The following is a 21,084-nucleotide window of genomic DNA, read 5'->3' as shown; positions in this document are numbered from 1 at the left end:
CCGTGTGCGCTCTGCTCACCTGCCTCCGACCTCCCAGTCTAGTGATCGCTCACACGACACCCCGGCTCCGCAACGCGTCGAGCTCCGCGGTGGACAGGCCCAGCAGGCCGCCGAGCACCTCTTCGGTGTGCGCGCCCAACGTCGTGCCGGCCCAGCGGACGCTGCCGGGAGTCGCGCTCAGGTGCGGCAGCGGCGCGACCATCGGGACCTCGCCGAACTCCGCGTCGTCCACGGTGATCACGGAGCCACGGGACCGGCAGTGCGGGTCGTTCATCAGGTCGGCGACGCTCATGATCGGTGACGCCGGGATGTCGGCGTCGCTCAGCAGTTTCACCACCTCGTCGGCGGTCAGCCGTGAGACCCACTCGCTGATGAGCGGGTACAGCTCGTCCTGGTGGCGGATCCGGGCGGGGCGGTCGGCGAAGCGCGGGTCGTCGGCCAGCTCGGGCCGGTTCATCACGGCGGACAGGCGCCGGAACAACGAGTCGGTGCCCGCGTGCAGCGACACCCGGCGGTCGTCGGAGGTCACGAAGTCCGACGCCGGGACGATGGCCGGGTTCTTGTTGCCCAGCCGTTCCCGGACCTGGCGGTCGAGGCCGTAGGCGGTCACCGAGTCCTCACTGGACCGCAACGCCGCCTCGTACAGCGCCAGGTCGATGACCTGGCCCGAGCCCGAACCGTGATCGCGGTGGTACAGCGCGGACACGACCGAGAACGCCGCGAGGTAGGCGCTCATGTAGTCGATCACCGAGTATCCGCTGCGCACCGGCGGCCGCTCCGGCTCGCCCGTGGCGTAGGTCAGTCCACTGTAGGCACTCGCGATCCGGTCGAACGCACCGCGGTCGCGGTAGGGCCCGGTGAGCCCGAACCCCGTGAGGTACAGCAGGATCGCCCGCGGGTTGAGGGGCTGCAGGTGCTCGGGCAGCATGCGGTAACGCTCGAGCGTCGGCGGGCGGAAGTTCGTGACCACCACGTCGAAGTGCGGCACGAGCCGGTGGAACACGGCCTGCCCTTCGGACGTCCGGAGGTCGAGCGCCACGGACTTCTTGTTGCGCCCCTCCTGGAGCCAGCCCGGCGACCGCCCGCCGCCGCGGGTGAAGTCGCCGACCTTCGGGTCTTCGATCTTGACCACCTCGGCGCCGAAGTCGCCCAGGATCGTCGCCGAGACCGGTCCGGCGAGGACGGTCGCGGCGTCGAGGACCCGGACACCGGCCAGCGCGTCGCTCATCGTGTGGTTGTCCTCCGTGCTCGCGTCGGGATGCGGGGGTTCACTTGCCCTGCGCCGCGTCGATCACGAGCGACAGGTCGATCAGCTCTTCGGGCTTCACCGGGGAGTCGATCTGCAGCGTGTTCGGCACGGCCTGGTACATCTTCTGCAGGCTCGCCACCGATTCGGCGGGCACGTTGAAGTCGAACGGCACCGACGGCGCGATCCGCAGCGTGTCCACGGTCGTGCCGAGCTGCTGGGCCATCTTGGTCATCACGTCGGTGTCCTGGTGGTAGTCACCGGACAGGTGCGTGTTCACGGTCCGCTCCACCGCGCGGAAGAACGCGACGCCCGCGTCGCGGTGTTCGCCGAGCAGGTCGGTGGTCGCGAAGTAGCCGGCGATCTGCATGCTGTCCGGGTACCCGCCTTCGGCGTTGAACGCGGTGCCCGGCTTGATGCTCGCGGTGAACGGCGGGCCGAGAGTGGCACCGTCGATCGAGCCGTTGTTGAGCGCCTGGACCATCGCGGCGATGTCGCTGAACGGCGTCATCCGCACGTCGCCGGGCTTGAGGCCACCCTTGGTGATCAGGTCGTACAAGCCGTACTCCGACGGAGCCGCCAGGCCACCGGGGTTGACGCCGATGTTCTTGCCCTTCAACGAAGCCGGGTTGAAGTCGTTCGCCTTGCTGCCGTACTTGGTGCTCATGTAGACGCCACTGTCCGGCGAGGACGAAGCGACGCCGGAGACCCAGCGGATCGGGACGCCGTGGCGCAGCGCGTTGAAGACCAGTGCCTGCGCGCCGGCGTAGACGAGGTCGATCTTGTCCTGTCCCAGCAACGTGAGCAGGTTCGGCACGGTGTCGGTGACGAAGGTGACGTCGAGGTTCTCCTTGCCGAACTCGCCGTAGACCTGGGCGAGCAGCGCCGGCGCTTCGAGCTCCAGTTTGGACGGGATGCCGACCTTGAGCGAAGCCCGCTGCGCCAGCGGTTTCGGCGCGGGCGTGCCGGCCTTGCCCGACAGGCTCACGCCGGCCGGCAGCACGGACACCTGCTTGGCGTCGGTGGCCTGGTTCTGCTGCGACGACGGGGCACACGCGCTCGCGAACACCAGGCCGGCCGTGACGGCGGTGGCGCAGAGCGCCCGGGTGGTTCTGGACATGGCTCTCCTGAGGAAAACACGGGAAGGGGTGGGGGACGGGGAGGGACTCAGGACCGGCGCAGGCGCGGCCGCTGCTGGGGGACGGCGAACTTCAGCGCGAGGCTGACGAGGCCGGTGAAGGCCACGCCGATCACCCCGGCGATGATCACGCCGGCGTACATCGTCGCGGGGTCGAACACCTGGGAGCGCTGGAAGATCAGGTAGCCGAGGCCGCTGTCGCCCGACACCATCTCGATGCCGACGATCACGAGGATGCCGATGCCCGCGGTCAGCCGGATCGACGTCGCGATGGCGGGCAGCGCGGCGGGGAGGATCACGTGGCGCAGCAGCTGGGTGCGTTTCGCGCCGAGTACTTCCGCGGCGTCGCGGTAGCCCTGCTCGACCGACAGCACCGCGGCGGTGGAAGCGAGTACGACGATGAAGAACACGGACACGCCGACCAGGACGATCTGCGGCAGACCACCGAGGCCGAAGATGAGCAAGAACACGGGGAACAGCGCCAGCTTCGGCAGCGTGTACAACGCGACCAGCGTGTGTTCCAGCGCAGCCCGGGCGATCCACGACAGTCCGAGGAGGACACCGAGCGCCACGCCCGCGACGACGCCGATCCCGTAGCCGATCACGAGCTTGCGGACGGTGTCGACGATGGCGTCGGTCATCACGCCGTCCTGAATGGACTGCACGCCCGCCTGCCAGATCACGCTGGGGGCCGGGAAGAACCGGGTGTCGAGGATGCCCAACTGCGCGGTGAGCTCCCAGACCACGACGATCAGCACCGGGGTCGCCCAGGCCAGGGTGAGGGTCACGCCGCGGCGGCGCCGGGCGTGCCGCTGGGGCGCCAGCTCGGCGGGACCGGGCGTGCGCCGGACGAGCTCACGACCTCCGAGCTCCTCATGCGACGTCATGAGCGTGCTCACGTTCTTCCACCTCACCTTTCAGGAGCCGCCAGATGTGGTCTTCGAGGGCGCCGAACTCGGCCGCCGAACGCGCGGCGCGGGTGCGCGGCCGGGCGAACGGGACCTCGATGTCGTCGAGGATGCGCCCGGGGCGCGAGGACATGACGACGACGCGGTCGGCCAGCAACAGTGCCTCGTCGATGGCGTGGGTGACGAACAGGATGGTGCGCCGGTGTGCCTCCCACACCCGCAACAGCTCCTGTTGCAGGACCAGGCGCAGCTGCGCGTCGAGCGCGGCGAACGGCTCGTCCATCAGGAGGATCTCGGGATTCGCCACGAACGCCCGGGCCAGGGCCACGCGCTGGCGCATGCCGCCGGAAAGCGTGGCCGGGTAGGCGGATTCGAAGCCGGAGACGCCGGCGCGCTCGATCCAGTCGCGGGCCACCTCGTTCGCCCTCGGCCGCGAGACGCCCGCGATGTCGAGCGGGAGCCGCACGTTGGCGAGCACGGTCTTCCAGGGAAAGATGCCGTAGTCCTGGAAGACCATCGAGCACAGCGGCGAATCCGCGTCCGCACGGTCGATCACGATCTCGCCGGCCGAAGGCGCGGCCAGCCCTGCGACGATCCGCAGCAACGTCGACTTCCCGCAACCGGACGGGCCGACGATGGCGACGAACTGTCCTCTTTCGACGGTCAGGTCGACCGGGCCCAGTGCGTGGACCGCGTGGCCGCGGGAAACGAACGTCCGCTCGACGCCTGTCGCGCTGATCACGACGTCGGACATGCGGCCTCCTCTTGGTGGGTGTGGTCGAGGATCGTCGGAAAGGGTGCGCTCGCGAGCCACTCCCCCGCGGCCCGGTCGCCGTGCACGTGGTCGGCGAACGCCGTGGCGACCGCGGAGATCGCGGCCGCCGTCGGGCTGTTCGCGGTGGCGTGGTGTGGGATTCCGCCGAGCTGGTGATCGCCGTCGTGGACCACGGCGAGGTGCTTGAACCGCGAGCGCGCCCGGTCGTACGGCTCGCGGCGCCATTCGACGCCCTCGCCGCGGGCGCCGAAGTCACGCGTGCCCGTGACGACCAGCAGGGGCAGTTCGACCTCGTGCCAGGAGCCCGGCGTGAGCCCGCGGTCGCCGCTTCCCTGCGGTGACAACAAGATTCCGCCTGCGACGGCCGGGTGGGTGAAGGTCTTGTGGCCGGACAGGCGCGTGCCCAGGAGGAGCTGGGCAGTGTAGGCGCCGAACGAGTGCCCGGCGAGCAGTACGTGGTCGGGCCTCAGGTTCGGCTTGGCGGCGAGTGCGTCGAGCACCGCGTGCACCCGGTCGACCCGCGACAGCCAGTGTTCCGGGTCGAACAGCAGCGCGTGCATCCGTTGCTTGGCCACGGGATCCGCGGCCCAAGTTCGTTCGTCCACACCGGACAGGCCGAGCGCCGGACCCGCGAGCTCGAAGGCGTCGCGGAACTGCGGGTGCAGCACCGCGTAGCCGTGGGACGCGAGGTGGTGGCCGAGGCCCGCGTACCCGCGGTGGCTCCCGCCCAGTCCGTGACACAGGACGACGACCGGCTTTTCCCCGGCACCGTCCGGTTCTTGCGCGAAAACGGCGACCCGCTGCCCGTCCGCGGTCGCCCATTCGTCGACTTCGCTCGTGACGACCCGATGGCGTCCCGGCCGGGCCCACCGGGGGTCCGGGTGCTCGTTGCAGCCCACGCTGGCTCCTAACTAGCGACTTGTTAGTAACGTAATGCTAATTAGCGGACGTTGACAAGACTCGTCGCGGAAGTCACGGGGCGCGAGCACTCTCCGTGGCTGCGCAGTGAGCACCAGGACGAGAGCACCGACGGCTCCGCACCGTACTGAGCTGGGGTTTCGAACGACCACGGGCCGGGCATTCCGAAGCGAGGTGTCGAAAGGAAAACGCGATGAGCACCCCGGGCTGGCGAGAACCGACCCTCGCGACGCTGACCGACCGCCGGTTCTCCGACGAAGGCTGGATGTTCGAGCGCAAGCTCGACGGCGTGCGCGCGATCTGCGTGCGCGACGGCGGTACTCCGACGCTGTATTCGCGCAATCACAAGGTCATGGACAACGCCTACCCGGAGCTCGTCGAGGCGCTTGATCGGCAGGGCGGTCCGCGGTTCGTGGCGGACGGGGAGATCGTGGCCTTCGACGGGGACAACACCAGCTTCGCCGCGCTGCAGCCGCGTATCCACCTCACGGATCCCGCGCGGGCGAGGGCGACCGGCGTGCGCGTGTACTACTACCTGTTCGACCTGCTGCACTTCGACGGGCACGACGCCACGCCGTTGCCGCTGCGCGAACGCAAGACCCTCCTCGAAGACGCGTTCGAGTTCACGGATCCACTGCGGTTGTCGGCGCACCGCAACACCGACGGTGAGAAGTTCTTCGAGGAGGCCTGCCGGCGCGGCTGGGAGGGCGTGATCGCGAAGCGGGCCGACGCGCCGTACCACTCGGGGCGGTCGGCGGACTGGCTGAAGTTCAAGTGCGCCCACGGTCAGGAGCTCGTGGTCGGCGGGTTCACCGACCCGCAGGGCGCGCGACACGGCTTCGGCGCGCTGCTGCTGGGCTACTACGAAGGCCACGAGCTGCGTTATGCCGGCAAGGTCGGCACCGGGTTCGACGAAAAGCTGCTGGCGTCGTTGCACGATCAGCTGCGCGGGTTCGAGGCGGGCCGGTCGCCGTTCTCGGATGCTGTGCGCGAGCAGGGGACGCATTGGGTGCGGCCGGAGCTGGTGGCGCAGATCGGGTTCTCGGAGTGGACGCGCGACGGGCGGCTGCGGCACCCGCGGTTCCTGGGCCTGCGCGACGACAAGAAGCCGGCCGACGTGGTGCGGGAGAAGCCGTGATCGAAGTTTCCCATCCCGACAAGGTGTTCTACCCCGCGGACGGGATCACCAAGGGCGACGTCGTCGAGCACTACCGGGCGGTGGCCGATGTGATGCTGCCACACCTGCGCGGGCGGCCGCTGACGTTGCGCCGCTACCCCGACGGCATCGACGGCCAGGGCTGGTTCCAGAAGCACCCCGGCGAGCACTTCCCGGAGTGGCTGCACGTCGAACGCGTGCCGCGGCGCGGCGGGGGCTCCGACGAGTACGTGGTCTGCGATGACGCCGACTCCCTCGTCTACCTCGCCGGTCAGGGCACGGTGGAGTTCCACGTGTGGCTGTCCGCTGTGGACAACCCGGAGCAACCGGACCGGCTCGTGCTCGACCTCGACCCGCCGGACGGCACGCCCGTGGCGCGCCTGCGCGAGGTGGCGCGCAGGATCCGCGGCCACTACGAGAAGGCCGGCCTCACCGCGTTCGTGCAGGCGACCGGCGGCCGCGGCTTCCACGTCCTCGCCCCGCTCGACGCCCGCTCGGACACCGACGTCGTGCTCGAACTCGCCCGCGCGCTCGCCGATCGCGTGGCCGATGAGGACCCGGACCACCTCACCACGGCGCAGCGCAAGGACAGCCGCGGCGACCGGATCTTCCTCGACGCCAACCGCAACGGCTACGCCCAGACGTTCGTCGCGCCGTATTCCCTGCGCGCACGCCCCGGCGCGGCGGCCGCGACTCCGCTCGACTGGCGCGAGCTCGGCAAGGCGGACCCGGACGGCTGGCCGCCCGCGAAGCAGAAGCAACGTCTGGCGCGCAAGGCCGACCCGTGGCGAGATCTGGGGAAGCACGCGAGTTCCGCGGAGGCGGCGCTGGCTTCGCTGGGCTGACGCGCATCGCACCGGCGCCCGGCGGGCAGAACACCTGAGCGACGCCGGCACCAGGTGGACAGATCTCGCCGACCGCGCCGACACTGGTGTCATGGTCAGCCCACGGCCAGGCCCGATCCGGTGGCTGCGCTACGTCTACGGCGCGCGGCTGCCCGATGAGTACCGTCCGTGGGTGCTGCACGACGCGACCGCCCGGACCTGGGTGCTGCGGTTCGCGCTCCGCGTGTTCTTCGAGGCGCTGCCCTGGCTCACCGCCGGGTTCCTGCTGCTGGTGTTCCTCACGCCGCTGCCGGCGGGTCTGGTTCTGCTCGGGTTGCTGATGGCGCTGGTGCTGGGCCTGTTCCTCACCCTCGGCAGCGCCGACGAGCTCGCCGAAGTGCGTCTCGCCAGGCACGGCTTCCCCCCGAACACCGGCAAAGAAGTCCGGAAACGTCGCGGCGGTGCCGCAACCTGGCCGTGACGCCGTGGCAGGGCCCTGTCACGCCACCCGCCCCGGCCTCTCTCCGGGACCCACGTGCCCGTGCCGGCGTGGGCGCCGGTCGTTCGTGGGGTGGGCATGGTCTTCATCGCGCTCGTCGCCATCCTCGGCTTCGTCGCCACCAGCTGAAGCGCTACCCGCCGATGGTGACGGTGCGCCGCGCCGGGCCGTTGGCACTGCGCGGCACGATCGGGACGACGCCGAGGGCGCTGAGCACGGCGACGAAACCGTTTTCGATCTGAGTTTCGGTGCTGGGCCAGTAGCCGACGGTTTCGCACATGAACTCGTCGCATTGCTCGGGTGGCGGCCCGGCGCAGCCGGTGGCGAGCAGGACGACGGCGGCGGCCGCGGCGGCCAGGCGCAAACGTGACACGGCGGAACCCCTTCCCGGGCTCAGACGACGGCAGGCTGCCGGCGGCGGACGATCAGCGTGATCACGGCGATGGCCAGCAGGATCGCCACCACGGCCTGGTAGTACCCGGTGATCACGCTGATCAGGGCGCTCACCGCGCCGATCACCTCCATGGCCACCCCCAGCGTCGCCGCCCACGCGTGCCGCGCCAGGAACGCCGCGGCCACGGCGACGAGCACCGCGATCACGGGGTTCAGCACGAGCACGAGCCACACCGGCCCCGGCACGTCCTGGCCGTGGTCGAGGCGTTCGAGCACCGTGAGCAGCTGCACCACCCAGATCCCGATCGACGCGACGGCCTGCACGGCCATCACCCACCGCGCGGTCCTGACCTGCCACCCGCCCACGACGCACCCCTCCTCCGGTTGATCACCGGGAACGGTAACCACGGACGGCGGGAGCCCTCCCGAGTGTGTCTGCTACCTGTCGCGCGACTCCAGCACGACGGCGAGGTACCGCACCGCCAGCTCCTCGGCCCGGTCACGCCGCTCGACATCGCCGCGCCAGCGCCGGTACAGCTCGATACTCGCCAGCACCGCGGCCCCGGCTTCCTTCGTGTCGTACCCGCAGACGGTGGCCCGCAGCTCACGTGCCTCTTCCGGAGCGGCGAACTCCAGCCGGCGCACGCCTCGAGGAGGAACGCCGGCGCGCGCGGCGATCAGCGGCCCCAGGACGGTTTCCCTCAGGAACGCCAGGAATCCGAGCACGTCGAACAGCTCGCCGCGCCCGAGTTTCGTGGCCGCGTAGTGGACCCACACCCAGAACCGGTCTTCGAGCCACTGTTCGTCCAGCGGTTCCTTGGCGAGGGGTGCGGCGGCGAGGGCCCGGGTCAGCGTTCCGTCGCGCTCCCACAGGATCTTCGGGTCGCTCGTCCGCTCGCCGAAATCGGCCACCCGCACGAACTTGAAGTCCACGTGCAGCAGGCGCGGCCCGGTCAGGGTGATGACCAGCCGCGGTTCGCCGACGTGCTCGCCGGTGAAGCCCGCGACGAGGTCGACCCACGAGCCGATCAACGCGAACCTCTCGGCCATCACCGCATCGAACGCTTCATCGGCGACGACCACGAGGATGTCGACGTCGGAGTAGACGTCGGGCTCGCCATGGGCGATCGAGCCACCGACGGCCACCCCGGCCACGCGTGGGTCGCGGCCGATCTTCGGGAGCACGTCGTCAAGGAACTCGCGGTGCAGCGCGGGAACGGTCATGACCTTCCTTTCGGCAGGAGCAAAGTCGAGCAAAGTAGCACGAGACCGCTCCGGCCGGCACGCGAATAAGCGCTCAGCCCTCGTGCAGCGCCTCGACGATGCGGCCGGCCAGCGCCGCCATCTCGGGCGACCCGATGGTCACCACGACGTCGCCCCGCTGCACGCGCCGCACCACCTCCGCACACGCGACGGAGCCGGACTCGGCGTACACCTTGTCCTTCTCCGGCAACGGAATCGCGGCGGTGAGCGCCTCGCCGTCATAACCCGCCGCGACGGTCTCGCCGGGGCCGAACACCGGAAGCACCACCGCCTGATCCGCCAGGCTCAGCGAATCGGCCATCTCGCCGAGGAACTGCCGCACGCGGTACGCGCGGTTGGGCTGGCACACCACGACCAGCCGGTGCTCCTGCGCGACCGACCGCAACGCCGTCAGCGAAGCGGCCATCGACGTGTGGTGGCAGGCGTAGTCGTCGTACACCCGCACACCGCGCGCGACACCGCGCAGCTCGAACCGCCTGCGGACGCCCGGAAAACGGCGTAAGGCGCGGGCCGCGCCGGGGATGCCGAGGCGCTGCGCGGTGAGCAGCGCGGCCGCGGAGTTGAGGCCGAGGTGCTTGCCCACCACCGGCACGTGCACCGCGCCGACGAGGGCGCCGTCGAGCACGGCGTCGTAGCGGATCCCCGTGGTCACCGAAGAAAGCCCCACCACGACGAGGTCGGCGTCGTTGGCCTCGCCGTAGGTGTACACGGTCCGGCCTTCCGCCCGCAGCGCCGAGGTGAGGCGGCGGCACCGCTCGTCGTCGGCGTTGGTCACCACGAAACCGCCGGGGCGCACGCGGCGGCAGAAGTCGAGGAACGCCTGTTGCAGGCCCTCGACGTCGCCGTAAGTGTCGAGGTGATCGGAGTCGATGTTCGTGACCACCGCGACCTCGGGCGTGTAGGCGAAGAACGAGCGGTCACTCTCGTCGGCCTCCACCACGACGTGCTCCCCCGACCCGACGCCGCCGGAACCGAGCGTGCGGACGTCGCCGCCGATCACGTACGACGGGTCGGCCCCACCGGCGCGCAGCGCGATCGTGATCATCGCGGTGGTGGTGGTCTTGCCGTGCGTCCCCGCGACCGTGATCGCGCGGCGCCCCGCCAGCACCGCCGCGAGCGCCTCGGACCGGTGGAGCAGCGGCAGCCCCCGATCGCGGGCCTCGACGAGCTCCACGTGGTCGTCGGGGATCGCGGTGGAGTACACCACGGTGTCGGCGTTCCAGAGGTGCCCGGCCGAGTGCCGGCGGTGCACGGTGGCGCCCAGGTCTTCCAGCAACGCCAGGGCCGGCCGGTCGCCCACCTCGCTGCCGCTCACCGGCACCCCGTGGCGCAGCAGGATCTCCGCGAGGCCCGACATCCCCACCCCGCCGATGCCGATCAGGTACACGTGGCCCAGGTCCCGCACGGTCAGCTCGTTCATCACGCACCCTCTTGTGTCCGGTGAGGACTCGCTGTCCCCGGATTCGAGGGTGCGGCCGGCATGTCCCCGGACCGCGCGCTCTCTGTCGCGGCAAGGCAACAGCCGTGTGCCGATCCGTCAGCGCGGCACGGAGAACGGCTGCCGGTCCGGGTGCCCGGGCGCGGGCTGCGGCGCGGCGAGGACGACGGTGGTGGCGTCGGCCGGCAGCCGCGGGCCGCGGCGCTCGACCACGCACGCCGAGGCCAGCGCGTAGCCGGCCGCCGCGAGGAAGAAACCGCCGAGGCAGTCGCTGGGGCGGTGCCAGCCGACGGTGAGTGTCGCGACGCCGACCGCGACGATCCACGCCACGCCCAGTGGCGCCGCCACGAACCGCCCCACACGCGGCAGCACGAGAAGCAGCGCGAACACGCTCATCGCCGCCACCGTCACGTGGCCGCTGGGGAAGCTGTTGCTCGTGGAGTGGATGCGCTCGGCCAGGTTCGGCCGGTCGAGGGCGACCTTGAGCAGCTGGGCGAAGCCCGCGACCACGACCAGCAGCCCGACGGCCGCCGTCGTGCGCCGGTACGCGCGCCGCACCAGGCCGATCACCACGACCAGCACGAGCGCGAGGGTGAACAGCACCGGCACCGGGACCTCCAGCGGCAGCGGCACCTCCCCCGAGGCGCGGGTGAACGACGGGTCGAACGTCTCCAGGACCCGCTGGTCGGCCTCCTGACCGGACTCCGTGCGGACCAGCAGCAAGTACGTCACCCCCGTCGCCACGACGAGGAGGACGGCGGCCACCAGCCGCCAGGCGATGCTGAGCACTCGGTTGTTCACCCCGTCCAGCCTGCCAACGCTTCGTCCGCGGCGGGCCCGGGAAATGTCATGGGTCTGCAACAACTGCGCATTGGTTCCGCACGGAGCAGTCCCCTGTGGACGGACGGGGCCTCTCCTCACCCCACCCGCAGCGTGGTCCCCCGCGGGATCAACGTCGGCGCGAACCGGCGCGTGGTGGCCGGCACCCCGGCGCCCGCGTCGATCAGCAGGTCCACGGCCGCACCGGCGATCTCCGTGAACGGGACCCGGATCGTGGTGAGCGGCACCGGCAGGCGCGCGGCGAGCGGAATGTCGTTGTACCCCACCACGGACAGCTCTTCGGGCACGCGCACACCGGCGCGCTGCACGGCCGAGAGCAGCCCGACGGCGGTGTTGTCGTTCACGGCGAAGACCGCGGTGGGGCGCGGGTCGAGGGCGAGCAGGGCGCGCCCGGCGTCCTCGCCGCTCTCCATGCTGAACGTCGAGGGCAGCACCACTGCCGGGAGGCCGGCTTCGCGCAACGCGTCCTCGTAACCGGCCCGGCGGCCCAGCGCGCTGGACGCATACGCCGGACCTGCGACCAGAGCGACGCGGCGGTGGCCGAGGTCCAGCAGGTGCCGCGTGGCGAGGTAGCCGCCGAGGCGGTCGTCGCCCACGGCCGCGGCGCTGTCGCCGAACGTGCGCATCGCCAGCACGTGCGGCACCCCGCGTTCGAGCAGTTCCTGGCAGAAGCCACCTTCGGTGCGTGCGGTGGTGAGGATCAGGCCGTCGACGCGGCGCCCGAGCAGCATCCGGCCGTTTTCGCGTTCCAGCTGCGGCTCGTCGTGCGAGGTCGCGACCAGCGCGTGGTACCCGCGGCGCGTGCACGCCGTGGCGACCTCCTCGTAGAACATCGCCATCACCGTGTCGGTCAGCCGCGGCACGAGCACGCCGAACGTGTTGGTCTGCTGGCGTCGCAGGTTGGCCGCGACAGGGTTCGGCTCGTAGCCCACGCCCTCGGCGATCTCGCGGATCCGCGCCGCCGACGGGCTGCGGAAGAACCGGTGCTCGGGGTTGAGCGCGCGCGAGACCGTCGACTTGCTGACGCCGGCCGCCAGCGCGACGTCGCTGATCGTCGGGCGGGCCCCCGGCTCCCGGGTGCTCTCCGGTGTTCGCTCGCTCATGCGGCTCCTTGACTCTCGGGCAACCCGCAGCCTACCGTTGTGCAACCGATTCCCTCATCGTTTGCACAGCCTGAAACAAGGGAGTGTCATGAAGTCTCTGGATCTGCGCGGCCTCGTCCCGGCGTGCGTCACCCCGTTCACCGAGAGCGGCGACGTCGACCACGAAGCCCTCGCGGTGCACGGGCGCTGGCTCGCCGGCCTGCCGGGCGTCAAGGGCATCGTGTGCAACGGGCACGCCGGCGAGGGCGCCAGCATGACCGAGACCGAGCGCGGCGACGTGGTGAAAACCCTGGTCGACACCGTGGAGGGCAAGCAGCCCATCATCACCGGCGTGATCAGCGACGGCAGCCGCGTCGCGGGCGAAGAGGCCAAGCGCTACGGCGAGGCGGGCGCGGCGGGCGTGCTGCTCTACCCGGCGCACAGCTGGCTGCGGTTCGGCTTCCAGCCCGGCGCCGCCGCCGACCGCTACCGCATCGTCGGCGAGATCTCCGGCCTGCCGCAGATCCTGTTCCAGTACCCGGACGTGACGAAGGCCAGCTACAACCTCACCGAGCAGCTCAAGATCGCCGAGCTCGACTCCGTGTTCGCGATCAAGAACGGCGTGCGCAACATGCGCCGCTGGGACACCGAGGTCCCGGTGCTGCGCAAGGAGGTCCCCGACCTGCAGATCCTCACCTGCCACGACGAGTACTTGCTGCACACGATGTTCGACGTCGACGGCGCGCTCGTCGGCTACGGCGCGCTGGCACCCGAGGGCATGTGGGAGCTGCTGCAGGCCGGCAAGCGCCGCGACTACCCGGCGGCGCGCGCGGTGCACGACCGGCTGCTCCCGCTGACCAAGGCCGTGTACCACCGCGGTTCGCACATGGAGGGCAGCGTCGCGCTCAAGCTGGGCCTGGTGCAGCGCGGGGTCATCCCCAACGCCTACGTGCGCTCGCCGCTGCTGCCGCTCGCTCCTGAGGCCGACGACGAGGTCGCCGCCGCTCTCGCCCACGCCGGTCTCGGCAAGGTGCTCTGACCCTCCCTCCCCCACCGCTTCGGAAGGCACATCAATGACCGCTGTGTCAGCAGAGGCACCACCGAGAACCGGGTCCCGCCGCGAGCTGCGTTTGATCCTCGTGTTCGCGTTCCTCGGCTCGTTGTTCGACGGCGCCGAGATCAACCTCGTCGGCTACCCGCTCACCTACCTGTCCGGCTCCCTGCACGTGTCCACGGTGGCACTGGTGAGCGTGGCGACGTTCCAGGGTTTCGCCTCGATCGCGGGCGGTTTCTTGTTCGGCTGGCTCGGCGACACGCTGGGGCGCCGTCGCACGTACGCGATCTCCGTGCTCGCGTTCGGCGTCGCCGCCGTGCTCGGCGGGCTGGCGCCGAGCTTCGGGACGTTCCTGGCCACCCGGTTGCTGGCGGGCCTGGGCATGGGCGGCCTGTTCGGCCTGTCGTTCTCGATGTTCACCGAGTGCTGGAAAACCACCCGTCGCGGCACGATGGGCGGGCTGATCCAGTCGATGTACTTCCTCGGCGAGATCGTCACGGTCGGCGTGCTCTACGCGTGCCTGTCCTGGTTCGGCAACGACCTGGGCTGGCGCACCGGCTACGTCGTGATCGGCGTGGTGAGCGTGGTGATCGGGCTCGCGGCGTTCCGGCTGCTGCCGGAGTCGCGCCACTGGCTCGAGTACCAACGGCGGCTGCGCGAGGGCACCGTGCCGCCTGAGCTGCGGCGCACGCGCGTGCCGATCCTCGACGTGTTCCGCTCGAAAGTGGTCTACGGCAGCGTGATCTTCATGGTGCTGTCCACGGCCATGTTCCTCACGACCAACTCCGTCGGCGTGTACCTGTCGACGTATCTGCTGAAGGTGCAGCACCTGCCGCTGGGCACGGCGAGCGGCGTGGTGCTGATCGGCTACGTGTTCACGATCCTCGCCTACTCGGCGACGGGCGCGCTGTCGGACCTGGTGCGGCGCAAGTACGCGTTCCTGGCCGCCTGCGTGTTCGGCGTGGCCGGCTTCGGCTGGTTCCTCGGCCAGGTGCTGAGCGGCACGGACCACGTGAGCTCGTCCTTCTGGGGCGACACCACGTTCTGGGCACTGATGTGGTCGGCCGCGGCCTGCGGCGGCTTCGGCGTGCTGGGCGTGTGGATGTCGGAGTACTACCCGACGCGCATCCGGTCCACGGGCGCGAACAGCAGCTACTACGTCGGGCGCGGCCTCGGCGCCGGCGTGTACCCGCTTTTCGCGCTGACCCTGGCGGGCGGCGGCATTCCGCTCGCGTTGGCGCTGGGCATTCTGGGCCCGTTGGCGGGGATTGTTTTCTCCGCGATAGCGCCGGACCGAACCGGACGCGACATCGTGGCCATCGAATAGGCAGTGCCGTTTGAGAGAATTGCTATTTCCGGACAATGGTTCCGGTGCCCGCCGGGGAATGACCGGCGGGCACCGGGATCAGCTCACTGGCGCCAGTCGACGATCACCGCGATGCTGCCGCCCATGCTCTTGACCCGGACCTGCGGGTTGGCGGCCGTGTTGCCCCACGGCACCGTCATCTTGCCGCTCTTGCCACAGCCGAGGCTGAACCAGCCGCCCTTCGGGTGCTTGGCGTCGAAACCCCAGCCCTGGACGCACGCGGACTGGTTGGTGCCTTCCTGTACGTTCCAGCCGTAACCCGCGCGGAAACCCGCGTGGCCGAAGATCGCGCAGCTCGACTTGCTGACCGGGCCCCACTTCCCGATGATGCCCGACGCCTGGTGCGGGTCGGTGCACGCGTTGGCAGGCGCCGCGTTCGCGACCCCCGCCCCACCCACGAGCGTGCCGGCCGCCGCGATCGCGGCGACGAGCGCACCGATCCGCGAAATCCGCTTCCCCATGTGTTCTGTTCCCTCCAGTAGGAGCGGCAAGATCATCTCGCCGCGAACCGAACGTACAACGGAACAGCCGAGCGGCGCACCTCGAAAGTGGCCATTTAGGAATGACTTAGGGTTGCCGCGAATTCCTCCGCAGAAAATGAATCGCATTCACGCCGGGGTCAGGACCGCGCGCCCGTGGCTGATCCGCAGCACGTCGGCGAGGACCAGATCGGCGAGCAGCCGCTCCTCCTCGTCCGGCAGGTCCGGCCGGGAGGGCGGCGGCGCACCGGTGGTCAGCGCCGCGGCGGCGTCGGCGGTGAAGCCGGCCGGCTCGGCCGATCCGGTGCGGCGCTGGAGCAGCGCGCCGGCCGACGCCGCGAGGCCGCGCAGACCTTCCACGGACTCGTCGAGCGCGTCGCGTTGAGTGGAGTCCGGGCCGCCCGTGCCGGTTCGGGCGCGAGCAGGCCCTGGTGCGTGCGCACGGCCGTGCGGAAGCGCGGGCCGACCTCGCGCGCGTCGCCGCGCAGGCGCGCGGCGACGGATCCGAGCAGCTCGCCCATCGCGGCCGTCGCGTCCGAAAAGCGTTGCGCCACCGGGGGTTTCGGCACCCCCGGCACGGCGGCGAACCCGAACAGCAGCGCGATCGCGACGGCGAGAGCCACCAGCAGAACGTACTCCGCGAGCGTCGCGCCGGGGTCGAGGTGCTTGGTCACCGCGTTGACGCTCACGCTCATCAGCACGATGCACGCGTTGAACACCATCGGCTGCGCCTGCATGAAAGGGAACCCGACGAGCAGCGCGACGAGCCCCAGCGGCAGCAGCGCCGAAGCGGCAGCAGCCACAGCGCGAGCACGAGCACCACCGCCCCGGCCACCGAGCCGGCCACGCGCTGCCAGACCTTCGCCAGCGTGTCGCGCCATTCGGGCTGCATGATCGCGAACGTCGTCATCAGGAACGACACCGTGAGCGGGTCTCCCGGGCGCAACGACGCGATCACGACGGCCAGCAGCATGCCCAGCGCGCACCGCACCGCGTGGCGCAACTGGGCCGAGCGCCACGACAACGCGCCGGCGGCCTCGCGGCGCAACGCCGTGCGCACGATGTGGCGTGGGAAGTCCACAAGGGACTCCTCACGCGTCGAGACGGCCTCGCGCACCGCGGCGAGCGCCGTCCACAGGTCCTCGACGAGCACGCGGGTGTCGCCGGGCAGGCCGATCTCCGGGTCGACGCGCTCGAACTCGGGTCCGCCGGCCGGGTCGAGGGTCTTGGCGCGGACCGCGTCCGCGAGCTGCGTCAGCGCCGCCTCGGCGGCCGCCAGCACCGCGGTGACGGCCGCCGCCTGGCCCGCGTCCAGCACCCGCAGCCGGTCGCGCAGCACCGCGGCCGTGCCGTGGCAGCGCAGACCCGCCGCGACCACGCGCGCCTGCCAGCGCAGCGGCCGGTCGGCCGGCCACAGCCGAACGGCGCGTTCGGCGCTCTCGCGGTCCGGTCCGGCCAGCGCGCCGGCGAGCGCGGCGCGTCGGCTTGCCCGGATCGCCCAGGCCCGTGAGCAGTCGCAGCACGAACACCACGCCGATGGCCAGCGCGGGCGCGCCGAGGATCTGCCCGACGCTCGCCGCGCCCGTGAGCTGGAAGCCGTAGCCGAACACCGACGACATCCCGAGCCCGAGGCCCACGGTCACGTACCGCGCGCCGAGAGCCGGCAGCAACGCCGAGCAGAACACCACGAGCACGAGCAGCGCGATCGCCGCGGCGTGCGAGACCTGCCCGAGCAGCCGCGGCCCGGCCGCGCCGATCACCACCGCCGGCGCGAACGCCGCCAGCAGCTTGAGGTCCGGCACGAGCGGGCCGCCGTTGGCCGCGATGAAGCAGAACAACGCGGTCAGCCCGGCGAGGATCATCGTGCCACCGAGGCCGAGCACCGCCCCGAGCCCGGCCGTGCCGCCGACCACCACCAGGATCACGACGAGCATGCCGCCGCCGCGCGCCAGAACGTTCACCCGCACCTCACCGTCTTCGCGCTTCTTCCCGCGGAAGCCTCGCACCCCGGCAGCAGCGGCGCCATTCCCGGGCCGGGCCTTTGTGGCTGAGTCCTTTGTGGAGCGGGACGGGGAGCGCTCAGGCGGTGATCGTGGCCAGCAGCTCCGCCGCGCGGGCGCGGAAGGTCTCGACGTTGGCGAGCTTGATGTCCTCGTAGCCCCGCACGACGTCGGGCAGCGCGGCGAGCTCCTCGAACGCGTCGGCGGTCTTCGGGGTGAGGTGGGCGAGGCCGCGCTCCACGAGGTGCTGGTACTCCCCCGGCAGTGCGCGCTCGACGCGGCGGACCTTCGCGTAACCGAACACGTCGGCCCGGGTGCCCCGCAGGCGGCGGGCCCCCTTCAGCGCGCGGAAGGCCACCGTGGCGGTGCGGCCGCGCAGGCGGATCTTGCGCTTCATGCCCATCGCGCGCAGCACCGGCGGGTGCAGCAGCACGGCGACGTCGGCGTCCGCGCCGAACTCCGCCGCCCGCCGTGCCTGCTCGACCGGGTCGAGGTGCAGGCGCGCGACCTCGTACTCGTCCTTGTACGCCAGCAGTTTGTGCAGCCCACGCGCGTACGCGGCGGCGATGCGAGCCCCCGTGTCGGCGTCCGTGCGCTCGGCCGCCTCCGCGGCCAGCTCGCGAACCTGGGTGGCGTAGCGGCGCGCGAGGGTCTCGTCCTGGAAGCCGATCAGGTCCGCGACGCGCGGCGCCAGCACCTGCTCGAAGTCGCCGGCGGCGATCGTCGCGGCCACCGCGTCCACCGCCACTTCCGCGACGGCCGGTGAGATCGCGGCGGCCCGCACGGCGGCCGGGTCGACGACCGCGGCGCGGCCCCAGCGAAACGCCGCCAGCGTCTTCTCCGCGGCGGTGCCGTTGAGCCGGATCGCCGCCTCGATCGCGTCGGCCGAGATCGGCACCACGCCGTGCTGGTAGGCCGCGCCGATGAGCAGCATGTTCGCCGGCATGTGGTCGCCGAAGAGCTCCTCGGCCAACTCGTTCGCGTCGAGCGCCACGAGGTCGCGGGTCACGGCGCTGATCTTCTCCAGCGCGTCGTCGTTCGAACCGGGCAGCACCACGCGGTGGGTGACCATCGCGGCCGTGGGCACCAGCGCCGTGTTGACCACGGCGAAGGTGTGGCCCGCCCGCGCGGTGGCGAGGTTGCCCGCGTCGGCCGCGCCGAGCAGGTCGAAGCCCACGAGCACGTCGGCGGTCGCGCGCGAGGCCCGCAGCGAACCGGTCACGGGCGACTTGGAGATCCGGATGTCGGAGACGACCGGGCCGCCCTTCTGCGCCAGCCCGGTCTGCTCCAGGCCGGCGGCGAACCGGCCGTCGAGGTGCGCGGCCATCTGCAGCACGGCGGAGATCGTGACCACGCCCGTGCCGCCGATGCCGGGCATCCGCATCAGCACGGTGTCCACTTCGGACAGCCGCGCCGCCGGTTCCGTCAGCACCACAGGGAGTTCGGGCACCTCGCGGCGCGGCCTCTTCGTGCCGGGCGTCACGAGCAGGAACGACGGGCAGTCGCCCTTGAGGCAGGTGAAGTCGCTGTTGCACGAGGACTGGTGGATGCGCGTCTTTGCGCCGAACTCCGTCTCGACCGGCCGCACCGACAGGCAGGTGGACACGTCGCCGCAGTCGCCGCAGCCCTCGCACACGCGCTCGTTGACGACCACGCGCTCGGCCGGCGTCGGCAGCTGCCCGCGCTTGCGCAGCCGGCGCTCCTCGGCCGCGCACCGGTCGTCGTGGATCAGCACGGTGACGCCGTCGGTGGCGGCCAGCTCCGCCTCGACCTCGGCGAAGTCGTCGCGGTGGCGCACCGACGCGATCGGGTCGAGCGTGATCGCGCGGTAGTCGGCCGGGCTTTCGGTGGTGATCACGATCCGCCGCACGCCCTCCACGGCCAGCAGGCGCGTGATGGAGGGGACGTCGAGGCGGCCCTCGGCGCGCTGGCCGCCGGTCATGGCGACCGCGTCGTTGTAGAGCAGCTTGTACGTCATGGTCACGCCGCCGGCGATGGCCGCGCGGATGGCGAGCGAGCCGGAGTGGTGGAACGTGCCGTCGCCGAGGTTCTGCACGAAGTGGCGGTCGTCGGTGAACGGCGCGAGGCCGAGCCACTGCGCGCCCTCGCCGCCCATCTGCGTGAGGCCGATCTGGTGGCCGCGGCCCGCGCCGTCGATGGCCACCATCGCGTGGCAGCCGATTCCGACGCCGACGAGCGTGTCGTCGCCCGTGCGCGTGGAGACGTTGTGCGGGCAGCCGGAGCAGAAGAACGGCGTGCGCGGCGCGGCGGCGGTGGGCAGCGCGATGCGCGCCGGGCGCGGCGGCGTGATCGCGTCCAGGTGCACGGCGGCGGTACGCGGCAGCCGGTCCGGGCCGACGACGGCTTCGATGCGCTTGACCAGCGCCTTCGCCACGTCTTCCGCGACGAGCTGGCCCCGGCCCGTGAGCAGCGGCCGGCCGGTCTCGTCGTGGCGGCCGACGACGTTGGGCGCGCCAGGGCGGCGGTAGAGCGCTTCCTTGAGGTGGCCTTCGAGGAACGGCACCTTGTCCTCGACCACGAGCACCTCGTCGAGGCCCTCGGTGAGCTCGGCCAGCACGTCGGCGTCGAGGGGGTAGGGCATGGCGAGGCGGATCAGCCGCAGGCCGAGCGCCTCCATCGCGGCCTCGTCGAGGCCCAGATCCTGCAGCGCGCGCTGCACCACGGCGTAGCCGGTGCCCGACGCGAGCACGCCGAGCTTGGCGGCGCGGGCGGTGAAGGTGACGCGGTTGAGGCCGGTCGCGCGGGCGTACGCGCGCGCGAGGTCGAGGCGGCGGGTGAACATGTCGTGCTCGGCGTCGAGCGCGGGCGCGCCGACGAGCGCGCGCCCGGTCGGGCGGAGGGTCTCGGGCGGCATCGGGATGCCGTGGCTGAGCGTGTGCATGTCGACCGTGGCCGACGCGTCGGCGATGTCCGCGACGATCTTCAGCCCGGTCCACAGCCCGCTTGCCCGCGAGAGCGCCACCGCGTGCAGGCCGAACTCGATGATCTCGGCGACGCTGCCGGGCGCGAGCAGCGGCATGGCCAGGCTCTGGGCCATCGGCTCGCACGAGCTGGGCACCGTCGAGGACTTGCACGCCGGGTCGTCGCCGATCCACGCCACCGCGCCGCCGAGCGAGGCGGTGCCGGCGAGCGTGCCGTGGCGGATCGCGTCGGCCGCGCGGTCCAGGCCCGGGTTCTTGCCGTACCAGAAGCCGGTGACGCCGGCGTGGCGGCGGCCGGGGACGTTGCCGAGCAGCTGCGTGCCGGCGACGGCGGTCGCGGCCAGCTCCTCGTTCACCCCGGGCCGGAACACGACACCGGCCGGGTCGAGGAACTTCTTGGCGCGCCCGAGCTCTTGATCCAGCCCGCCGAGCGGGGAACCCTGGTAGCCGGAGACGAACACGCGCGTGTCGAGACCACGGGCCTCGTCGAGCCGGCGCTGCTCGAGCGTGAGCCGCACGAGCGCCTGGACGCCGGAGATCAACGCTCGCCCGTGGTCGGCGACGTACTTGTCGTCCAGCGAAACCGGTTCGGTGAGCACGTGGGCGCTCCTCTCGCAGGGGCGTGGTGGGGCCCGGGTGGGACCGTTGTGGGGCGGGACACAGGAGAAACCTCAGCTTCTCACGGCGCAAGATCAGTGCGCGGTCTGGCCACAATGACGCAACTATGTAACGTGGACTGGTATCCACTTTAGTTTCTTGCCAG

General features: G+C 71.4%; 20 protein-coding genes and 1 pseudogene. 6 read left to right on the top strand and 15 right to left on the bottom strand.

All coding sequences use genetic code 11. The features are described from left to right. Window positions 1-49: 49 nt before the first annotated feature. The 5 genes from AB0M56_RS36070 to AB0M56_RS36050 are packed head-to-tail and all read right to left on the bottom strand — an operon-like array spanning window position 50 to window position 4,966. Complete coding sequence (locus tag AB0M56_RS36070) at window positions 50-1,228, bottom strand: CoA transferase (protein ID WP_364184751.1); 1,179 nt, start codon at window positions 1,226-1,228, stop codon at window positions 50-52. A 40-nt stretch (window positions 1,229-1,268) separates the two neighbouring features. Beyond that, entirely contained in the window at window positions 1,269-2,366 is a 1,098-nt protein-coding gene (locus tag AB0M56_RS36065; protein ID WP_364184749.1) for an ABC transporter substrate-binding protein, read from the bottom strand. 47 nt (window positions 2,367-2,413) lie between these two features. Beyond that, window positions 2,414-3,283, bottom strand: coding sequence for an ABC transporter permease (locus tag AB0M56_RS36060; protein ID WP_364184747.1), 870 nt, complete (start codon window positions 3,281-3,283; stop codon window positions 2,414-2,416). Beyond that, window positions 3,258-4,046, bottom strand: a complete 789-nt coding sequence (locus AB0M56_RS36055; protein WP_220242138.1) for an ABC transporter ATP-binding protein — start codon at window positions 4,044-4,046, stop codon at window positions 3,258-3,260. Before AB0M56_RS36055 ends, AB0M56_RS36060 begins: the two co-directional genes overlap by 26 nt. Beyond that, window positions 4,031-4,966, bottom strand: a complete 936-nt coding sequence (locus AB0M56_RS36050) for a dienelactone hydrolase family protein (protein ID WP_364184745.1) — start codon at window positions 4,964-4,966, stop codon at window positions 4,031-4,033. The genes AB0M56_RS36055 and AB0M56_RS36050 overlap by 16 nt, the downstream gene beginning before the upstream one ends. Window positions 4,967-5,178: 212 nt before the next feature. On the opposite strand from AB0M56_RS36050, the gene ligD (AB0M56_RS36045) reads away from it, so the two are divergent. The 3 genes from ligD (AB0M56_RS36045) (at window position 5,179) to AB0M56_RS36035 (ending at window position 7,446) form a co-directional block, all read left to right on the top strand. Next, on the top strand, window positions 5,179-6,123 hold the full coding sequence (ligD, locus tag AB0M56_RS36045) for a non-homologous end-joining DNA ligase (protein ID WP_364184743.1): 945 nt from the start codon (window positions 5,179-5,181) through the stop codon (window positions 6,121-6,123). Next, complete coding sequence (gene ligD, locus AB0M56_RS36040) at window positions 6,123-6,986, top strand: non-homologous end-joining DNA ligase (protein ID WP_364184868.1); 864 nt, start codon at window positions 6,123-6,125, stop codon at window positions 6,984-6,986. The genes ligD (AB0M56_RS36045) and ligD (AB0M56_RS36040) overlap by 1 nt, the downstream gene beginning before the upstream one ends. A 91-nt stretch (window positions 6,987-7,077) precedes the next feature. Next, window positions 7,078-7,446 (top strand): DUF5313 family protein, encoded by a 369-nt coding sequence (locus tag AB0M56_RS36035; protein WP_364184741.1) that lies wholly within the window; start codon window positions 7,078-7,080, stop codon window positions 7,444-7,446. A gap of 151 nt (window positions 7,447-7,597) precedes the next feature. On the opposite strand, the gene AB0M56_RS36030 is transcribed toward AB0M56_RS36035, so the two are convergent. The 6 genes from AB0M56_RS36030 to AB0M56_RS36005 all read right to left on the bottom strand — a co-directional run bounded on the left by AB0M56_RS36030 (window position 7,598) and on the right by AB0M56_RS36005 (window position 12,501). Then, entirely contained in the window at window positions 7,598-7,837 is a 240-nt protein-coding gene (locus AB0M56_RS36030; RefSeq protein ID WP_354869601.1) for a hypothetical protein, read from the bottom strand. 20 nt (window positions 7,838-7,857) lie between these two features. Next, a complete protein-coding gene (locus tag AB0M56_RS36025) occupies window positions 7,858-8,223 on the bottom strand; it encodes a hypothetical protein (protein WP_364184739.1) in 366 nt (121 codons plus the stop codon). A 72-nt stretch (window positions 8,224-8,295) separates the two neighbouring features. Next, window positions 8,296-9,081, bottom strand: a complete 786-nt coding sequence (locus tag AB0M56_RS36020) for a nucleotidyltransferase domain-containing protein (RefSeq protein WP_364184737.1) — start codon at window positions 9,079-9,081, stop codon at window positions 8,296-8,298. A gap of 73 nt (window positions 9,082-9,154) precedes the next feature. Beyond that, window positions 9,155-10,540, bottom strand: a complete 1,386-nt coding sequence (gene murC / locus AB0M56_RS36015) for a UDP-N-acetylmuramate--L-alanine ligase (protein WP_364184735.1) — start codon at window positions 10,538-10,540, stop codon at window positions 9,155-9,157. A 117-nt stretch (window positions 10,541-10,657) separates the two neighbouring features. After that, a complete protein-coding gene (locus AB0M56_RS36010; RefSeq protein WP_364184733.1) occupies window positions 10,658-11,359 on the bottom strand; it encodes a phosphatase PAP2 family protein in 702 nt (233 codons plus the stop codon). Between the two features lie 116 nt (window positions 11,360-11,475). Further along, window positions 11,476-12,501: a LacI family DNA-binding transcriptional regulator gene (locus tag AB0M56_RS36005; RefSeq protein WP_364184731.1), complete on the bottom strand. Its 1,026-nt coding sequence runs from the start codon at window positions 12,499-12,501 to the stop codon at window positions 11,476-11,478. A gap of 88 nt (window positions 12,502-12,589) precedes the next feature. On the opposite strand from AB0M56_RS36005, the gene AB0M56_RS36000 reads away from it, so the two are divergent. Next, window positions 12,590-13,519 (top strand): dihydrodipicolinate synthase family protein, encoded by a 930-nt coding sequence (locus AB0M56_RS36000; RefSeq protein WP_364184729.1) that lies wholly within the window; start codon window positions 12,590-12,592, stop codon window positions 13,517-13,519. 34 nt (window positions 13,520-13,553) lie between these two features. Then, window positions 13,554-14,861, top strand: coding sequence for an MFS transporter (locus tag AB0M56_RS35995; RefSeq protein WP_364184727.1), 1,308 nt, complete (start codon window positions 13,554-13,556; stop codon window positions 14,859-14,861). An 83-nt stretch (window positions 14,862-14,944) separates the two neighbouring features. Here AB0M56_RS35995 and AB0M56_RS35990 read toward each other — a convergent pair whose 3' ends face one another. The 3 genes from AB0M56_RS35990 to AB0M56_RS35980 all read right to left on the bottom strand — a co-directional run bounded on the left by AB0M56_RS35990 (window position 14,945) and on the right by AB0M56_RS35980 (window position 16,757). Then, window positions 14,945-15,361 (bottom strand): hypothetical protein, encoded by a 417-nt coding sequence (locus tag AB0M56_RS35990; RefSeq protein WP_364184725.1) that lies wholly within the window; start codon window positions 15,359-15,361, stop codon window positions 14,945-14,947. A gap of 272 nt (window positions 15,362-15,633) precedes the next feature. Next, complete coding sequence (locus tag AB0M56_RS35985) at window positions 15,634-16,116, bottom strand: hypothetical protein (RefSeq protein WP_364184723.1); 483 nt, start codon at window positions 16,114-16,116, stop codon at window positions 15,634-15,636. After that, entirely contained in the window at window positions 16,074-16,757 is a 684-nt protein-coding gene (locus AB0M56_RS35980) for an FUSC family protein (protein WP_364184721.1), read from the bottom strand. Before AB0M56_RS35980 ends, AB0M56_RS35985 begins: the two co-directional genes overlap by 43 nt. On the opposite strand from AB0M56_RS35980, the gene AB0M56_RS35975 reads away from it, so the two are divergent. Next, complete coding sequence (locus tag AB0M56_RS35975; protein WP_364184719.1) at window positions 16,726-17,430, top strand: hypothetical protein; 705 nt, start codon at window positions 16,726-16,728, stop codon at window positions 17,428-17,430. The two genes, AB0M56_RS35980 and AB0M56_RS35975, sit on opposite strands and share 32 nt — an antisense overlap. Window positions 17,431-17,458: 28 nt before the next feature. On the opposite strand, the pseudogene AB0M56_RS35970 reads toward AB0M56_RS35975, so the two are convergent. Then, window positions 17,459-20,923, bottom strand: a pseudogene (locus tag AB0M56_RS35970) (indolepyruvate ferredoxin oxidoreductase family protein); the annotation flags it as partial. Window positions 20,924-21,084: the final 161 nt, after the last annotated feature.

Source organism: Amycolatopsis sp. NPDC051372 (genome assembly GCF_040682095.1).
Taxonomy (GTDB): domain Bacteria; phylum Actinomycetota; class Actinomycetes; order Mycobacteriales; family Pseudonocardiaceae; genus Amycolatopsis.
Note: the sequence above shows the minus strand (reverse complement) of the source record. Positions and strands in the feature narration are given on the sequence as shown.

Bases quoted from the DNA above. Each gene is read 5' to 3' on its own strand.
- AB0M56_RS36070 (WP_364184751.1), bottom strand. From the start codon at position 1,228: ATGAGCGACGCGCTGGCCGGTGTCCGGGTCCTCGACGCCGCGACCGTC.
- AB0M56_RS36055 (WP_220242138.1), bottom strand. From the start codon at position 4,046: ATGTCCGACGTCGTGATCAGCGCGACAGGCGTCGAGCGGACGTTCGTT.
- AB0M56_RS36020 (WP_364184737.1), bottom strand. From the start codon at position 9,081: ATGACCGTTCCCGCGCTGCACCGCGAGTTCCTTGACGACGTGCTCCCG.
- AB0M56_RS35995 (WP_364184727.1), top strand. From the start codon at position 13,554: ATGACCGCTGTGTCAGCAGAGGCACCACCGAGAACCGGGTCCCGCCGC.
- AB0M56_RS35990 (WP_364184725.1), bottom strand. From the start codon at position 15,361: ATGGGGAAGCGGATTTCGCGGATCGGTGCGCTCGTCGCCGCGATCGCG.
- ligD (WP_364184743.1), top strand. From the start codon at position 5,179: ATGAGCACCCCGGGCTGGCGAGAACCGACCCTCGCGACGCTGACCGAC.
- AB0M56_RS35985 (WP_364184723.1), bottom strand. From the start codon at position 16,116: ATGCAGGCGCAGCCGATGGTGTTCAACGCGTGCATCGTGCTGATGAGC.
- AB0M56_RS36065 (WP_364184749.1), bottom strand. From the start codon at position 2,366: ATGTCCAGAACCACCCGGGCGCTCTGCGCCACCGCCGTCACGGCCGGC.
- AB0M56_RS36000 (WP_364184729.1), top strand. From the start codon at position 12,590: ATGAAGTCTCTGGATCTGCGCGGCCTCGTCCCGGCGTGCGTCACCCCG.
- AB0M56_RS36035 (WP_364184741.1), top strand. From the start codon at position 7,078: ATGGTCAGCCCACGGCCAGGCCCGATCCGGTGGCTGCGCTACGTCTAC.
- murC (WP_364184735.1), bottom strand. From the start codon at position 10,540: ATGAACGAGCTGACCGTGCGGGACCTGGGCCACGTGTACCTGATCGGC.
- AB0M56_RS36005 (WP_364184731.1), bottom strand. From the start codon at position 12,501: ATGAGCGAGCGAACACCGGAGAGCACCCGGGAGCCGGGGGCCCGCCCG.